Here is a 15,688-nt window from a genome sequence, read left to right as displayed (position 1 = left end):
TAAACCTTGTACTAACCGTACATTATGTTTGATAAACAAGGTAAACCCCACCAAATAAACTTTTATAGGAAAGCGAGTCAGACAAGCCCCCTCAATATGGCACATGCCATATTGAAGATGCTCGATGCTCGCCCACGAAAAGTTAAATGGTGGGGCTTGTCATATTTAATCATTATATAGCTTTTAGCTATTTCAAACTACAGTAAAAAATACGTTTAATTGACTTATCTATCCTTCATTTGATAGATTGCTTGTCAATCCACTTTAATGTATCTGAACTTAAACCGCCAGCGCGCCATAATACTACCTCATGATAGCTTTTTTGTTGGACATAGCTAATCCATTTTTCAAGTGTCTCTTGATCCGCATACCATACCTCATGACGTACATTATTGTCATCAGAATAAGTGAAATAGGCAGCCCCGCTTGCTTGATCTCGTTGTTTCTTTACTTTCGTTTTGGCGAGTAGTTGCTCTGCCTCAATTTCCGTTAAAGCAACCGCTTTCCCTTGTGCAGCCCATTTAAATCCACCCGTTGCAAAAGCAATGGCTAAGTCTTGATTAGACTTTTGTATTTTTTTTAGTAAGTCATCTAAAAATGAGAATGTTGCTTTCGCTCCAGGTCCACTATGATAACCATGGACATTGTACGCCATAACAGTATACTTTGGGCCATCAGGCAATTTCATATCGAATGGAAAACGCGGTTCTAATACAACATGTAGTGTGATATTTTTTTTGGATAACTGTTGATAAAGCTCTTCTAAAAAAAGTATATATTTCGGAAGATCCTCTTTCGCTACCTTTTCATAATCAATTTCTATTCCCTTGACCTGATATTGCTCAACAATTTGCAATATATTATCGATATGCTTTTGTCTCGTTGAAGTATCTTGGAGCAGGCGATGTAATAACTTACTATCCTTCTGAACTGATGGGGCGTTATCTGTAACATAGTCATTGATTAACGTAAGCATCACAGAATGTGTGGCATGAAATTGTTGCTGTGTTTGTTGCAACATCTCTACCGCATTATCTGTTAATAATAATTGATCTTTACTGTTGAAATAAGCGCCAAATACACGGATATCCTGTAAACCCTGCTGTGAATTTTTCACGTCTTCTATTGCTGATTTTTTTTGCCATTCAGGCAACCAAATAGATAATTGCAACTTATTTTTATTCTTTAGCTCTTCCTTTGCTTCAACCGGAACTTCTTTGCTATTACTACATGCTGTGATAATTAGTAGTGCCATACAGATAAACAAAATAAATTTTCTCACGTGAATCTAACTTCCCCTCGGTTTAGAAGGTTTCAATAAAGAAGTCTACAACGTTATTAAACAATGTCGTTGTTTTATACTTTACTTTATCAAAATTCGTATATTGATTTGAAAAGAGTGTCGTCTTGTTTCCATCTGTTATTAATAGATCATCGATCAATGTATCATAAATATCATCTGCATACTGTTCGTGTGTCGTATCTTTTTTACTATACATTGCTCCGATTCCCAATTGTTTCCCATTAATAACTGGATTTACCTTTATTGTCTTCGATAATACATCGTCGACATTTATCTCTATTTTATCTTTATTCACAGCGATATTAAATACTCTTTTTTGTGTTAAATTTCGTGGATATTCATCTTCATCAATTCTAGAACCTTTTTGTGTATCTTGATAGTTATAGACAGTTGCTTTATTAAATGCGTATTGTTCTTCATCCCACTTAATATCATTTAACTGCAAGCGTTCCTTTTCAACAACACTTGCTCCAGGTAATTTTTCTGACACAACGATCTCATTGTCTATTAATGCAATACGAATATAGCTATTGCTTTTTTCATCATAGTTCAAATATAGAGATTGCTGCCCTACTACATTTCCTTTAAAAGCAAAATTGACATTATATTGATTAGGCAAGGCATCCTTTAAAATAATGCGCCCTTCACTGGATGGTGCAGACGTTATAATGATTTCATTATTTTTAAATTCTGCGGCTCCATTAATAATGGACCATTTTTTTGCTTGTTGAGCATCCCCTACTTCAAATGCTACATTTTGTTTACTCGCTTGGCGGATTTTCATCATCACATGGTTTGTTGACCAATATGGCGATACTTGTAATCGGCTTAAGTTATAGAGATCTGCGTCTTTGTTATTATAGGCACCTAGCTCTAAATTGAAATGCATACGAAATGTATTTTTAATTTCGGTATCGTTGATACTCTCTACTAAAGGGTCCATATTATTGTAAAGTGCATTGGCATGCATAATGGCATACGCCTTTGGCACTTCCTCTAACTTTTCTTCATAAATATCGTGCATTAATTTATAATCCTTTTTAATTCGCGTCTCCATTTCTTTCCGCGTTTCACTCGGAATCATAAACTGATTGCGAATAAAGTCCATTAAATAGTGATTATAATATTCGATTGTCGTTTTATTTGGCACATCATTCTCGTCGATCATGCCTAATGACTGTCCTTGATCATTATAAATATTAATATACGTCAGACGGTATCCATTGGAACCTAATTCCCAAAACCCACTTTTTTGCATAAGTAATAAATCTTTAGGTTTTAAAAATTTATTGTCTCTCGTATCCATCTTATTGGCATACGTAAACATGGTTGCTTTATAATTCAACTCTTCCATAATGTTTTGAGCGAAAATACTTGAGTCTGTGCGTCCATCTTCAAATGATAAAAACAATGCTTTCTCTGGTAGAGGTTTGTTCTTTTCATAAAAATCTAATATATCTTGCTGGGTAATCGTTTTGTAACCTTGCCCTTCAAGTAACTCCAACTGTTTTTCCAAGTTCTTTCTGGACACGTATTTTGGAGAATCATTTCTACTTACGCCAAAGTAGGATAATGCAATAAAACCATCTTTATTAATTAGAGGAACTGTTTCCTCTTCTTTTTTTTCTGTTAAGAACACGACACGTATTAAAATCACCGCTAAAAATACAACGATAACGAATTGAGCAATAGAACGAAGTAATTTTCTGCGATTTTTTTTAGCTGGATCTAATACAACATTTTTTTCACTCATTCCTTCTCACCCATTTTTCTTATTTTCAGCATTGAAAATCGGGATTTCCGAATCTTTTGTTTTTCCAATTTCTTTTCCCTTGCCAATACATCTTGAGGTGTTTCTCTTGTACCCCAAGTTGATTTCCAAAATGTCACCCACGCCACAGGCATTTGCCAAAGTAAAATAAATTCGTAGAAAAGGACAAATATAAAGCCAAACGTCCATAACTTACTTCGTCTAAAGAATAGGTGGGCCAAGCTCATCAGCATTGCCATTAACAATAGACCCATTAAAAATGTTGTTGGAAATATCCCATGCATAATAGGCACATAGATTAAATTGTAAACTACGACAATTGGTGCTGCGATTGGAACAATTAAACCAATGATAAAGAACAAAAACATAAAAGGTTCTTTTTTCCACATAAATAAAAAGGCTCTTAACGACTCTCGTAACCATGATCGTTTCCAGCGCATTTGTTGCGACAAAAAGACTTTTGTATCTGAAGGTACAATCGTAGAACATACTGCATTGTCTTGATAGCCTGTGCGATGCGTCTTTAAAATATAGTTTGTCATACTACGATCATCACCAAATGTTGCCGGTTGCCCTAAAAACTTTTGATTTAACCACGCTGTTTCATTTTTTAATATAAGCTCTTTACGATAGCATGCAAGTGGCCCCGATAAGCATGTTACGGTGTCAAACCAAGACTCTGCCGCTTTCATTATACGAAAGGCTATATAATATCGAACCGTTTGTAGTTTTGTTAGAGCATTCGTAAACTTGTTTTCTACTTCTGTTCTCCCTGCTACACCGCCCATTTTAGGATCTTGGAAAGGTTGTACTAAATTTCGAATGGCGTGAGGCTCTAAGAAGCTATCTGAATCGACGAAAACGACTAAATCATGTTTGGCCAAATGCACTCCCGCTATTAACGCTTCACGCTTCCCCCCATTTTGTGGTAGCTTATGAAATTTCAAACGTCCCTCTGTTCTAAAACGCCCACCTTCCCTATGAATCAGCTCAATCATGTTATTGGCGGCTTCCTCTGTTCTATCTGTAGAGTAATCATCTACGACAATAACTTCTAATTTATCCACAGGGTAATATTGATTGATACAGCTTAAAATGGTTCTATGAATCCATTGTTCTTCATTAAATACTGGAATAATAATAGAAACACCGGGTTCATATTGAGGATTGATTGGCACATTCTTATAGAAAATACCAAACAAATATCTACTTAGAAGAAATGTTGCTGCGATTATACTATATAAATATAAGAACTTATTAAACTTAAAATAGATGACACTTTCAGCACGCATTAATACAACGATAAGTGAAACAATAAATAAAAATAAACTCGCTACAAAAATTGAAAGTCCCCAACGTTTTTTCGTTAAATACTCATTTAAAGGATTTAAAAATTCAAACGCATAGTAGTATCTCGTTTTTCCATCTACATCTTTTGTAAATTGACGGACTACTTTAGCTTTTAACTTTACTTTTGATTCATAACCCTCAGGCATCGCTCCATCAGGTATTGTGAACTGCATCGTAACAATTTCATCAGCTAATAATCTATTTGCACTATCCGTATAAACAAGGATACCTGTCACCGAAATATCTTCAGCATAATATTGATAAGGATTTTTTTGTCTAGCTCTTTTAATGTTCACTTCAAATGCAGTTTCATAACGCAAACTTAATAACTGTAAACGATAAATTTCATTTACATTTGTAGGGTCAATATCCCCTTCTGTTTGGTACGAAGCCCCTCGACGATTAACGAGGCTCCGCACATTTTCAGGATCAGGAATATTGGATAAGATACGTCGATCAGAGCGCGGCATTGTTAAAATCTCTTTTTTCGTTTTCATGATTATCAATTCACTTTCTTATTTGAATCTTCTTCAATCCAAGTCGACATTTTTGCAAAACTATAGCCTTGCTTTTGAAGTTGTTCAATAATTAATGGCAGTGCTTCGACTGTTTTTGTACCGTCTAAAATATGCATCACCACTACCTTTCCTGGAGCTGCCCTAGTCATAACCCGATCATAAATATCTTGTGCCGTATAATCTAAGTTCCAATCAAATGATGCAATATCGTACATGGCAATTGTTTGAACGCCAGTAGCGGCAATAATTTTAGCAGACTCCTCATTGATAACACCTTGATTTGGTCTAAAATATAATAACGGTGATTCCTGTAGGGCATACGTGAGTGCTTGGTGTGCCTTCAATACGTCTTCTTGTAACTCCTCTGGTGTCATCGTTGTTACATCGACATGATTATAAGAATGACTCGCTACTTCGTGTCCTCGATCTACAATTAATCGTGCTAATTGAGGGTTTTTTTCAACACCCTTCCCGATTAAGAAAAATGTACATTGAATATTGTACTTATCCAAAACATCTAAAATTTCCTTCGTTCGTTCCTCACTTGCCCAGTCATCAAAGGATAAAGCAATTTCTTTTTTTGTTGTATTTTTCCGATAATAGACATGCGGCTGGACATTTTCGTATGCTGGATTTATTTTTATCGCATCGTAGCCTTTAATTTCCTCTAATGATTTAACCAAATATTCGTTTTCAAATACGTCCGTTAACGTAGAAAATGTAAAGCCTTTTTCTTTGCCAAACTGTGCAAGTAACGGGACAACATCAATGACGGCCGGATTAATATACGTATTTAAATGGATGACTGAACCACTATCTACATACGTTCGAATATACGTCATTATTTCCTCTGCACTTTGCATATTACGATCTTTCGGATTAACAGATGCCTCTACAACAGCTTTCATATTAAGAGCATTTGTAGCATAACGCATATTGTCTGTTGCGTCCCCTGAACGACTTCTCACATACTTCGGTGTATAGCCTAATTGCTCTTCAAAAATTTGATTTGTTAAATATATTTCTTTATAAGTTTCTTCATAATCTATATCTGCCATATCAGGGAACGTTAATGTACCGTTTTCTACTTCATGGCCTTTGCTCAATATGTCCTTAACCAATTCAGGTTCTTGTGCAAGACGCATACCTTCGATAAAAAACGTTGCCCTGATGTTCGTTTGATCTAATACCTTTAAAAGCTTTTGCATTGTCTCATTGTCTGCAAGTCCATTAAAAGTCAAAGCCACTTTTGGGGTAAGAATATTGGCATGACGTAAAATATCGCTCATCGTTCCATCATGCTCTTTTATTTCAATCGACGAATCTACTGGTGCAACTTGACTTTGTGTTTCGGATTGACATCCTGCTATGAACAAAGCGACTAGTAAACTACATAATTTTAGTCTTTTCATTTCCACACAGTTCTCCTTACAATTTATGATAATTTTTATTGGCAAATAAAAAATGGGTATTCCGTGTATCAAAAATTAGTGCAGCATATTGATCGAGCAATCCATAATCAATTTCTGCATGATTCGTTAAAATTAATACAGCTTCTGCTTCTTCGATTAATTGTTTTGATAATGCAACAGTATTAAGTGTGTATTGGTTGACTGAAAAAGTTTCGATAAATGGGTCCACAACCATAACATCATATTGCTTCTCCAATAATTCTTGGATGACGTGAAGTGCAGGAGATTCACGGAAATCATTAATATTTGGCTTATACGTGACACCAATAACAACAATCTTTCCAGCTCGTAGCTCTTTCTTCTGGTCAATAAGATAATTTTCCAGTCTTTCAACCACAAAACTCGGCATGGAATCATTAATTTTATCTGCCGCCTCAATTAATGAAGCCGTAATACCATGTTGCTGTCCTGCCCATAATAAATATTTAGGGTCAACAGGGATACAATGCCCCCCTACCCCTGGACCAGGTGTAAACGGCATAAATCCATATGGTTTTGTCGAAGCAGCTTCGATTACTTCCCAAATATCTACATTCATTTTGTAGCATATTTTGCTCAGCTCATTAACAAGTGCGATATTGATTTGGCGAAAGGTATTTTCCAGTAACTTCTCCATCTCTGCAACCCTTGGGTTAGAAACAGGAAAAACATTTGTATTGATGATTGTTTCATAAAATAGTTTTGCTATTTCTAAACATGCTTCTGTCACACCACCGACTACTTTCGGTGTATTTGAAACGGTAAAATTAATATTTCCAGGATCAACACGTTCAGGGGAATAAGTTAAAAAGATATCCTGCCCAATCACATAATTACTTTTTTCTAAAATTGGTTGAACGATTTCTTCAGTCGTTCCAGGGTATGTCGTACTTTCAAGAATCACTAGTGTATTGGCAGAAATATATTGTGCGATTGATTTGGACGCATCTTCAATGTAAGAAATATTCGGTGTACCATCTGCTGATGTTGGAGTTGGAACACAAATAATCATGACATCTACACTTGCAAGCTTTGAAAAATCCGCAGTCGTTTCCAACTTCTCTTCTTTTAAGACCTCTTGGATAACAGCATCCGATAAATCGGCAATATAACTTTCTCCATTCGTTAGCTTAGCTATTTTTTCGTTATTTTTATCAATACCAATTACTTGATACCCTTTTTTGACCATTTCTATAGCGAGTGGTAATCCTACATAACCAAGTCCGATTACACCAATTTTCGCCTCTTTCGTTTTGATTTTTTTCGATAAAGCTAATTTTGGTGAGTCAATTTTAATCCCCATAAACAAATTACCCCTTTACCTAATTTTAAACATTAAATACAAATAAATCCTTTTTCGTGCAAAAAGTATTCATTCTCTTGTCACCACAAAATAAGCACACATTCCCAACATACCTATAGTACTAATTTTAACTAAACAAATTCTAAACAATTTTTAAATGAATGTATATATAACTATTTTAAAGTAAGTTGATTTCACCAAAAACCTTCATATAATCCTTAAGTATTATATCATTTTTGGTAAATTAATACATGCACTATTTTTCTAAATATAATTAACTAGATGCAAAGATGGCATTATTTCAAAAAAAGAAAAAATATCGTCACACTCCGATTGCTTAAAATAAATGGCCTTTTCCTAATTGTTCACTTTTTCACACACCTCTTTTTAACTGTATTAATAAAAGTCACATTGTAACACTGAACAATGTTAATAATTCACATTTAACATAATAAATACTTTCTTACTATCGTTTGTTAACACAAATATGCTCGTAAAAGATGGATTGGACATTGCCTTGAACAACGGATATTTTCCTTACATAAAAAAGAGTATGTAAGATATTTTTATCAAGACCTATTTTTAAAAAAGATAGAAAAATTAAAGGGTTTTACATATTAGATATGACTAATATGTAAAACCCTTTCTTCTTTTACTAAAGCTCCCGTTAGCTTAATAAGGCTTCTCTTTATTTTTTTAATATCTTCGCTTCGACTTAATACAAAAACACCTCAGTTTACTATCAAAGATTATTTTTATTACTTATAAAGGAAATTTGTTCAGCTGATATAATAAAATCAATTAAGTCCTCCGTTTTATTTTGTAGCAAGACGTGAAATTCATATGTGTCATTCACTTTATATATTTCCTCATACAGCCACCATGAATCTTCTAACAAATTATCCTGTTTGATAATATTAAAATTTTCAAATATGACCTCATCTATATTTGTATCTGTATAACTCCCTTTATTATCAAGGAATAATTTTAAGGATTTATCATTCTTAATTGATTTTATAATTTTGCAATCATGGAAGCTAAAACCCCCATCAATTTCTATATCCAGTAATGTTGAGTTTTCTTTTATATATCTTTTGTAATCTTCAATTACTGTGGTTACAATTCTGTCATTTTCCTCGCAAAATTGAGTTACAGCATTTATTACATTACGAGTTGCCTTATCTAAAGTAAACACCCTTATATCTGCAATCTGTTTTACTATTGTTTCTGGTAATTGCTTTTTTAAAAACATAAGATTATGTATGAAAATATCATGAAATTGTTCTATTCCCTTTTCTTTATTAAAAGGTTCATAGTTTTCGTGAGATTTTAATCTTAAATTAGCTTCTTCTTGTAAAGTAAGCCAACTATTTAATTCAATGTGGTAAAGCTGTTGAAAATATTCTTCTGAGAATGTTTCAGCTAGCTTTTCTTCCTCTAAATGCAGATGTAAATTATTTTTTTGACACAATTCATGCCATTCTTTAGTAAAATATTTCATTTTATTACCCTCGTTTCTCTAAGTAGATAATTTTTAATTAACCTGCCACGTTAGTGGAACAAGGATATCCTGCCATCTTACTCGTACAATTACCTTATTCCCTTTTGTAATTACAGCCACAAGAATCACATTCACATTTATACCAGCCACAAGTTTCACATCTGGAATGAGTCTTATGGCTGACCATTTCCCCTAAGAATGACAATTATTAATATAAGGCTCATTTACTTTTTTACCCTGACTATTCTTATAATCAGTTCTAAGTTTTTTTATATCCCAAGTATAAACGTTAATAAAACTTCTTTTTCAAATCTACTGTTATCTTCGTAATGATAATCTTCATCAATGATATCTCGAATAAATACTCCATGTTCCTCTTCAAATTCAACTAACAAACTGGATTTATCTTGTGAATCAAAATTTACTATTTTTCCCTTGCCATATGTTTCGTGTTCTACCGTATCAAAAGATTCTCCACTTATAAATCATTTTCCTTCTTCAACTAAACTGCTCCTTTAGTTCAATAAGAAAAAAAACCTGCTTATGCAACTCAATGATCTTCAAGAAAAGCACCCCGTTCGTCAAATATTGTTACCGAACATCATCTGTACTATGTGCGTTTCCCTTATTCTATTACTATACTAAATGAGATATTAAGTTTATCCCAAACCCAAGCCTGAAAAATTCTATCTATTTCTATTTTTAGTGCTTTATCATCCAAATCATCATCAATACCTAATTCTTTAAAAGTAAATGTTTCTGTCGCCTCTGTACCTTCATATTTTGTACTACTGAATGAAAAAGTAACTGTCTTATCCATTGATTCACCCTCCTATTTTAACCTTGCATAAATTCACCTTTTATTACAGTTTACAATATTCTTTCTTATTGCACTAAATTGCTCCGTTAGTACAAGAAGAAAAAAGAGTTGTTTAAGCATTTCATACGAAACAAAAGATGGTGAACAAGTTGAAGTGAACGTAGCCGTACTACTCCTTGCACAATCAAGATTACGTACATTCCATTTGAGTATATCGAAGTCGCAAAGTGTTCTACTTTCCTTCTTAACAGAAACATTTGAAGCGCTTGGTGGTGTGCCTGCGGAATTAGTGACTGACAATATGAAAACCGTCATGGATGAGGCCCGAACAGAACACTTTCCAGGCAAAGTGAATACGAAATTTGCAGAATTTGGAGTATCTAAAGCTCAAACAAATGTCTCTTCATGTAAATGAAGTCATTGACTTCAGTGTGCGTAACCAAATGTCTTTCGTTGATACATTGATTAAATTAACGACCTATGAAATTGATGTGCGGGAACAAAATATGATGCATGCGATGGTGAAAGTGGGTGCTTTTCCGCATTTAAAAGAGATAAAAGATTTTGATTTTAGTTTTCAACCGTCCATTAATGAGCAATAAATCTTAGACTTTTTAACACTTCGTTTTATTGGAGGAAATGAGAATATTGTCTTTTTAGGTCCGAGTGGTGTTGGGAAAACACACTTGGCCACATCAATCGGGATTACAGCTGCGAAGAAACGGACGAGTACTTATTTCATTAAGTGCCATGATTTAATTCAGAATCTGAAGAGAGCAAAACTCGAAAATCGATTAGAAAGCCGATTGAAGCATTATACGAAGTATAAGTTATTGATTATTGACGAGATTGGTTACTTACCAATTGAACCAGAAGACGCGAAGCTCTTTTTTCAGCTCATCGATATGCGTTATGAAAAGCGAAGTACGATTTTTACAACAAACGTGAATTTCAAATCATGGGATGAAGTCTTCCAAGAACCAAAGCTAGCAAATGCAATACTAGACCGTGTTTTACATCATGCAACGGTTGTAACAGTCGTAGGTAGCTCGTATCGAATGAAGGATCATTTAGCGAAAGAAAACGAGTGATTCTGTACAAGCTTACGCAAGCGAAAGTGTACAAAATTGTGTTGACATTTATAAACATTGCACCGTTTTCTAATTCCCCACGGTCTGTTAACCGAATCCGATGCCCCTTTCCATAGTCAAAAACAAAATCCTCCATGAAAAGAGCGAGAACTTCTCCAATACGCAATCCCGTTTCAAATAACAGTTGAATTGTATTAACGCTCGGTCTAAAGACCTCACTACGCCTCCCGCTGTGGGCTTTGTTCTCCACCAATAATAAAACATATGTTCCTGTATATTATATACATATTACACGATATTCTTAACATCTAATTAAGAAATATAATATACATAAGAAAAGAGGATATATGCTCATATATTGAACATAATATCCTCTTATTAGTTTAGTCTATTTAGTTTTCACTTACATACTCTTTTTAAAAGCTCATATTATTTAACTGGTACTACTGCGCCTTTCCATTCATCCAGAATGAAGTCTTGGATTTCTTTAGAAGTTAATACTTCTAATAATTTTTTAATTTCTGGTTTATTTTCATCTCCAGCACGTACCGCAATAATATTAACATATGGAGATTCTTTGTCTTCTAAAGCAATTGCATCTTTGATTGGGTTTAGGCCATTATCAATAGCATAGTTAGAGTTGATAAGGACTGCGTCGCCTTCTTCATTTTCAAACATTTGAACAAGTAGTTCTGGTGCAGTATTCGCATCAAATTTAAAGTCTTTCGGATTATCTACAATATCTTTAATTTCAGCTGCAGTTTTATCGATACCATCTTTTAATTTAATTAAGCCTTTCGCTTCTAATAATGACAGCATACGACCATGGTCTGGAACAGAATTAGATAATAAGATTGTTGCACCTTTAGGAAGGTCTTCAAGAGATTTATATTTTTTAGAGTAAATACCGATTGGCTCGATATGTACACCACCAGCATTGACAAAGTCATAGCCGTTATCTTTAATTTGTGTATTAAAGTACGGAATGTGTTGGAAATAGTTTGCATCTATATCTTTAGATTCTAAATCTTTGTTAGGTAATACGTAATCTTGGTATGTTCCGATTTCTAAGTCAATGCCTTCTTTAGCTAAAATCGGTTTTGCTTTTTCTAAAATAACTGCGTGAGGTGTGTTAGAAGCACCTATTTTTAATGTTACTTTTTCTTCAGTTTTTGCATTGTCGTCTGCCTTATCTCCAGTTGTTGAACCTGCTTCATCTTTGTTACCAGCACCACAAGCTGCTAAAGCTAGTACAAGTACTGATAAAAATAATCCTGCTAATAACTTCTTCATTTGTCTACACTCCCTTTATTTTGTTCAAACAATAATATGTTAGCGGTAAATAACCGGTATAACCTTTTTAACGTTTGTCTGTTTTCGAAGTAATCATATCGCCAATCCATTGGATGATAAATACAACTACTAAGATCAAAATAGTTGCCATTAATGTCACATCTTGGCGATTACGTTGGAAGCCATCTAAAAAGGCTAAGTTTCCTAGACCGCCAGCACCAATAATACCAGCCATCGCCGTATAGCCAACAAGGGCAACAGCCGTTACCGTAATCCCAGAAATAAGTGCTGGTAATGATTCTGGAATTAGTACTTTCCATATAATTGTGGACGTTTTAGCACCCATTGAACGCGCTGCTTCTATAACGCCCTTATCAATTTCTCGTAGTGCAATTAATACCATTCGTGCATAGAATGGTGCTGCACCGATAATAAGTGCTGGTAAAGCTGCATCTGCTCCACGGATTGTTCCAAGTAAAAACTTTGTAAACGGTATTAGTAAAATAATTAACACGATAAATGGTATCGAACGGAATATATTGACGATTGATCCCGTTAAAAAGTTGACGATTTTATTTGCCCATAATTGGTTCGGGCTCGTTAAAAAGAGGATAATACCAATAGCTAAACCAAGTATGAACGTGATGACCGTTGAGATAGTGGTCATATAAAGTGTTTCATATGTGGCAGACCACATTTTTTCCCAGTCGACATTCGGAAAGAGACTAGTTAGCATTTGCAATCACCTCCGTTTGTACTTCAACTGTATTCAAATAATTTAATGCGGCTGCTACATTTGTCTCTGAGCCATCAATTTGCACAACAAGTGTGCCGTATGCGCCGTTTTTAGTTTGTGAGATATTACCATGAACAATACTAATTTCTACATCAAACTGCTTCACTAAATGCGATATTACGGGCTGCTCTGTTTTTTCTCCTACAAAGACAAGCTTGACCAATTGCCCTGTAGGATAATTCGCTCTAAGCTGTGCAACAGTCTCCTGCGTTTCCTTCGTATCAGTAATTTGAGAGACGAATTTTTTTGTAATTGCCGCTTGAGGTGCTTGGAACACTTGCAATACTTCACCGCGCTCTACAATTTCTCCAGCTTCCATCACCGCCACACGATGACAAATTTTGCGAATAACATGCATTTCATGCGTAATTAACACAATGGTTAAGCCTAATCGTTCATTAATATCAACAAGTAAATCGAGAATTGCATCTGTAGTTTCTGGATCAAGTGCAGATGTGGCTTCGTCACATAACAATACTTCTGGATTATTGGCAAGGGCTCGCGCTATACCAACCCGTTGCTTTTGACCACCTGATAGCTGTGATGGATACGCTTTATCGCGACCTTCTAAGCCAACGAGTGCAATTAGTTCTTTCACGCGTGCTTCTCTCTCACGCTTAGAAACGCCTGCTATTTCTAGTGGAAAGGCAATGTTTTCTGCCACTGTTCGGGACCAAAGTAAGTTAAAATGTTGGAAAATCATACTTACCTTTTGTCTAGCATCACGGAGCTTTTGCCCCTTAATAGATGAAAATTCTTGATTATTGACCTTCACTGTACCTGTAGTAGGTTTTTCTAAACCGTTTAATAAACGAATCATCGTACTTTTACCAGCACCACTGTAGCCGATAATGCCAAAAATTTCACCTTTGTTAATCGAAAGATTTACATCTTTGACAGCAGTCAATTCGCCATTTGCGGTTTTGTATTTCTTCGTAATATTTTGAAGCTGTATCATAGCGAATACTCCTTTTCTCATATAGAAAACCCCTTCTCTCAAGACAAGTAGAAGGGGTCACGTACTTTTATACGCTAAACCGTTCTCTCATCTTTCAAAGATAAATCTTTGGGTGATTTGGCACCTTTTCACAAATGTGATGGTTGCTGGGCTTCATAGGGCACGTCCCTCCGCCGCTCTTTATAAGAGTTCGATATATTTAATAGTTTTTTAATATATTTGTTACTTTACCACGCTAGCAAAGTTCAGTCAATTGGTTTTTTTAACAATTCGTATAAAAATGGTACGGATTGAAAGGCATAAATCTTTTCAATAACCTCTCCTCCATCGCTAACAAGTAAACAAGGTACACTTTCAATTTGAAAATCAAAAGCTATTTGTTCTAAAAAATTGATATTTGCCTTGCCTATTTTTACCTCTGGCAGTAACTGTTCAATGATATTCATCATTTTGGATGCAACGGCACAAGTTCCGCACATCGGTGTATATAAATAAAAGGCAGTTTTGTCTCGAGACTGTACAGCCGTTTCCCACTGCTCTTTTGACCATTCTTCCATGATTTCACGCAACCTTACAAAATATATTCATTATGGATTGAAAAATGAGCACGCAATAAAATCGTCGCTAGCACTTTCCTCGGTGTTGTTTCTACTTCTTTATATGTTGGCATTGTCCGTAAATGCTCGGCCTCTGGATAATGTCTATCCATTAATGCTCGTAGTTTATCGCCTGATGTATCCGCATCAAAAAATGTATAGAGCTCACAGCCCTCATATGGGTCGAGTAATTCTTCTAATTGATGCACACCAATTGTACCATTTGTACAAAGGATTGTAACATCTTCACTCAGAATAGGTTCAATTTGAAGCTTATCCGAACGGCCTTCCACGATTAAACATTTCCCTTCGAACATCACGCCACCCCCATTTAGACAGTTATCTACTACAGCATAACATTTGAATAATTGAATTTCATACTATTGCATCTCAATTTTTGGGCGTTTCCATAATTATTCATTGCACTAGCAATTCCTAAGAATGCGCCGAAAAACTGTAGCACTATATAATAAAAAACGCCGGTAAATTTGCCGACGTTTTTCTATTACAGGCTTGTTTATTCTGCAATCAATTTTTCGTATTGCTCAGCTGTCATAAGGTTTTCAATCTCTGATGCATCAGCAGGCTCTACAACGATCATCCATGCTTTTTCATATGGTGATTCATTTACGAATTCTGGGCTATCTTCTAAGTCTGCATTTACTTCAACTACAGTACCTGAAATTGGTGCGTAAAGTTCAGAAACAGTTTTTACTGATTCTACGCTTCCGAATGGATCATCTGTTTTAATTTCGTCTCCAACTTGTGGAAGCTCAACGAAAACGATATCTCCTAGTTCTGATTGTGCGAAGTGAGAAATACCGATACGTACTTTACCATCTTCTAATTTTACCCATTCATGTTCTTCAGAGTAACGTAAGTCTTTAGGTGTGCTCATGCCAAAAACCCCTCCATAAATATGTAATATATTCACTAT

At 35.0% G+C, this 15,688-nt stretch carries 13 protein-coding genes, 3 pseudogenes and 1 riboswitch; of the genes and pseudogenes, 2 read left to right on the top strand and 14 right to left on the bottom strand.

Features of this window, described 5'->3' with window-relative positions; translation table 11 throughout:
• Nucleotides 1–235: 235 nt before the first annotated feature.
• The 7 genes from C9J37_RS07085 to C9J37_RS07055 all read right to left on the bottom strand — a co-directional run bounded on the left by C9J37_RS07085 (nucleotide 236) and on the right by C9J37_RS07055 (nucleotide 10,017).
• Entirely contained in the window at nucleotides 236–1,282 is a 1,047-nt protein-coding gene (locus tag C9J37_RS07085) for a glycosyl hydrolase family 18 protein (protein ID WP_235617053.1), read from the bottom strand.
• A gap of 22 nt (nucleotides 1,283–1,304) precedes the next feature.
• The gene (locus tag C9J37_RS07080; protein ID WP_107894820.1) at nucleotides 1,305–3,056 is read right to left on the bottom strand and encodes a polysaccharide deacetylase family protein; all 1,752 of its coding nucleotides are present in this window, start codon (nucleotides 3,054–3,056) and stop codon (nucleotides 1,305–1,307) included.
• Nucleotides 3,053–4,921: a glycosyltransferase family 2 protein gene (locus C9J37_RS07075; protein WP_107894819.1), complete on the bottom strand. Its 1,869-nt coding sequence runs from the start codon at nucleotides 4,919–4,921 to the stop codon at nucleotides 3,053–3,055. The genes C9J37_RS07080 and C9J37_RS07075 overlap by 4 nt, the downstream gene beginning before the upstream one ends.
• A gap of 5 nt (nucleotides 4,922–4,926) precedes the next feature.
• Nucleotides 4,927–6,354 (bottom strand): polysaccharide deacetylase family protein, encoded by a 1,428-nt coding sequence (locus C9J37_RS07070; protein ID WP_235617052.1) that lies wholly within the window; start codon nucleotides 6,352–6,354, stop codon nucleotides 4,927–4,929.
• A gap of 16 nt (nucleotides 6,355–6,370) precedes the next feature.
• Nucleotides 6,371–7,696: a nucleotide sugar dehydrogenase gene (locus C9J37_RS07065; RefSeq protein ID WP_107894818.1), complete on the bottom strand. Its 1,326-nt coding sequence runs from the start codon at nucleotides 7,694–7,696 to the stop codon at nucleotides 6,371–6,373.
• A 742-nt stretch (nucleotides 7,697–8,438) separates the two neighbouring features.
• Nucleotides 8,439–9,197, bottom strand: coding sequence for a DUF4085 family protein (locus C9J37_RS07060; protein ID WP_107894817.1), 759 nt, complete (start codon nucleotides 9,195–9,197; stop codon nucleotides 8,439–8,441).
• A 625-nt stretch (nucleotides 9,198–9,822) separates the two neighbouring features.
• Entirely contained in the window at nucleotides 9,823–10,017 is a 195-nt protein-coding gene (locus tag C9J37_RS07055) for a hypothetical protein (protein WP_107894816.1), read from the bottom strand.
• A 139-nt stretch (nucleotides 10,018–10,156) separates the two neighbouring features.
• On the opposite strand from C9J37_RS07055, the pseudogene C9J37_RS07050 reads away from it, so the two are divergent.
• Both C9J37_RS07050 and istB read left to right on the top strand, forming a co-directional pair.
• Nucleotides 10,157–10,390 (top strand): annotated as a pseudogene (locus C9J37_RS07050) (IS21 family transposase); the annotation flags it as partial.
• 22 nt (nucleotides 10,391–10,412) lie between these two features.
• Nucleotides 10,413–11,108 (top strand): annotated as a pseudogene (gene istB, locus C9J37_RS07045) (IS21-like element helper ATPase IstB).
• Nucleotides 11,109–11,163: 55 nt separating this feature from the next.
• Here istB and C9J37_RS28885 read toward each other — a convergent pair.
• The 7 genes and pseudogenes from C9J37_RS28885 to gcvH all read right to left on the bottom strand — a co-directional run.
• Nucleotides 11,164–11,298, bottom strand: a pseudogene (locus tag C9J37_RS28885) (tyrosine-type recombinase/integrase); the annotation flags it as partial.
• Nucleotides 11,299–11,537: 239 nt separating this feature from the next.
• Entirely contained in the window at nucleotides 11,538–12,401 is an 864-nt protein-coding gene (locus C9J37_RS07035) for a MetQ/NlpA family ABC transporter substrate-binding protein (protein WP_107894815.1), read from the bottom strand.
• 67 nt (nucleotides 12,402–12,468) lie between these two features.
• On the bottom strand, nucleotides 12,469–13,137 hold the full coding sequence (locus tag C9J37_RS07030) for a methionine ABC transporter permease (RefSeq protein ID WP_069509329.1): 669 nt from the start codon (nucleotides 13,135–13,137) through the stop codon (nucleotides 12,469–12,471).
• A complete protein-coding gene (locus C9J37_RS07025; protein ID WP_107894885.1) occupies nucleotides 13,127–14,155 on the bottom strand; it encodes a methionine ABC transporter ATP-binding protein in 1,029 nt (342 codons plus the stop codon). The genes C9J37_RS07030 and C9J37_RS07025 overlap by 11 nt, the downstream gene beginning before the upstream one ends.
• A gap of 84 nt (nucleotides 14,156–14,239) precedes the next feature.
• Nucleotides 14,240–14,344, bottom strand: a riboswitch (SAM riboswitch).
• A 56-nt stretch (nucleotides 14,345–14,400) separates the two neighbouring features.
• Nucleotides 14,401–14,712: a thioredoxin family protein gene (locus C9J37_RS07020; protein WP_107894814.1), complete on the bottom strand. Its 312-nt coding sequence runs from the start codon at nucleotides 14,710–14,712 to the stop codon at nucleotides 14,401–14,403.
• A gap of 14 nt (nucleotides 14,713–14,726) precedes the next feature.
• Nucleotides 14,727–15,068, bottom strand: a complete 342-nt coding sequence (locus C9J37_RS07015) for a toprim domain-containing protein (protein WP_024362697.1) — start codon at nucleotides 15,066–15,068, stop codon at nucleotides 14,727–14,729.
• 200 nt (nucleotides 15,069–15,268) lie between these two features.
• Nucleotides 15,269–15,649, bottom strand: coding sequence for a glycine cleavage system protein GcvH (gcvH, locus tag C9J37_RS07010; protein WP_024362696.1), 381 nt, complete (start codon nucleotides 15,647–15,649; stop codon nucleotides 15,269–15,271).
• Nucleotides 15,650–15,688 lie beyond the last annotated feature (39 nt).

It is taken from the genome of Lysinibacillus mangiferihumi, assembly GCF_003049665.1.
Classification (GTDB): Bacteria; Bacillota; Bacilli; order Bacillales_A; family Planococcaceae; genus Lysinibacillus; species Lysinibacillus mangiferihumi.
The sequence above is the reverse complement of the archived record's forward strand: the minus strand, read 5'-3'. Positions and strand labels throughout refer to the sequence as shown.

What these genes read in the sequence shown, in the direction of transcription:
- C9J37_RS07080 (WP_107894820.1), bottom strand. Translation starts at nt 3,056, where the DNA reads ATGAGTGAAAAAAATGTTGTATTAGATCCAGCTAAAAAAAATCGCAGA.
- C9J37_RS07075 (WP_107894819.1), bottom strand. Translation starts at nt 4,921, where the DNA reads ATGAAAACGAAAAAAGAGATTTTAACAATGCCGCGCTCTGATCGACGT.
- C9J37_RS07070 (WP_235617052.1), bottom strand. Translation starts at nt 6,354, where the DNA reads ATGAAAAGACTAAAATTATGTAGTTTACTAGTCGCTTTGTTCATAGCA.
- C9J37_RS07065 (WP_107894818.1), bottom strand. Translation starts at nt 7,696, where the DNA reads ATGGGGATTAAAATTGACTCACCAAAATTAGCTTTATCGAAAAAAATC.
- C9J37_RS07060 (WP_107894817.1), bottom strand. Translation starts at nt 9,197, where the DNA reads ATGAAATATTTTACTAAAGAATGGCATGAATTGTGTCAAAAAAATAAT.
- C9J37_RS07055 (WP_107894816.1), bottom strand. Translation starts at nt 10,017, where the DNA reads ATGGATAAGACAGTTACTTTTTCATTCAGTAGTACAAAATATGAAGGT.
- C9J37_RS07035 (WP_107894815.1), bottom strand. Translation starts at nt 12,401, where the DNA reads ATGAAGAAGTTATTAGCAGGATTATTTTTATCAGTACTTGTACTAGCT.
- C9J37_RS07030 (WP_069509329.1), bottom strand. Translation starts at nt 13,137, where the DNA reads ATGCTAACTAGTCTCTTTCCGAATGTCGACTGGGAAAAAATGTGGTCT.
- C9J37_RS07025 (WP_107894885.1), bottom strand. Translation starts at nt 14,155, where the DNA reads ATGATACAGCTTCAAAATATTACGAAGAAATACAAAACCGCAAATGGC.
- C9J37_RS07020 (WP_107894814.1), bottom strand. Translation starts at nt 14,712, where the DNA reads ATGGAAGAATGGTCAAAAGAGCAGTGGGAAACGGCTGTACAGTCTCGA.
- C9J37_RS07015 (WP_024362697.1), bottom strand. Translation starts at nt 15,068, where the DNA reads ATGTTCGAAGGGAAATGTTTAATCGTGGAAGGCCGTTCGGATAAGCTT.
- gcvH (WP_024362696.1), bottom strand. Translation starts at nt 15,649, where the DNA reads ATGAGCACACCTAAAGACTTACGTTACTCTGAAGAACATGAATGGGTA.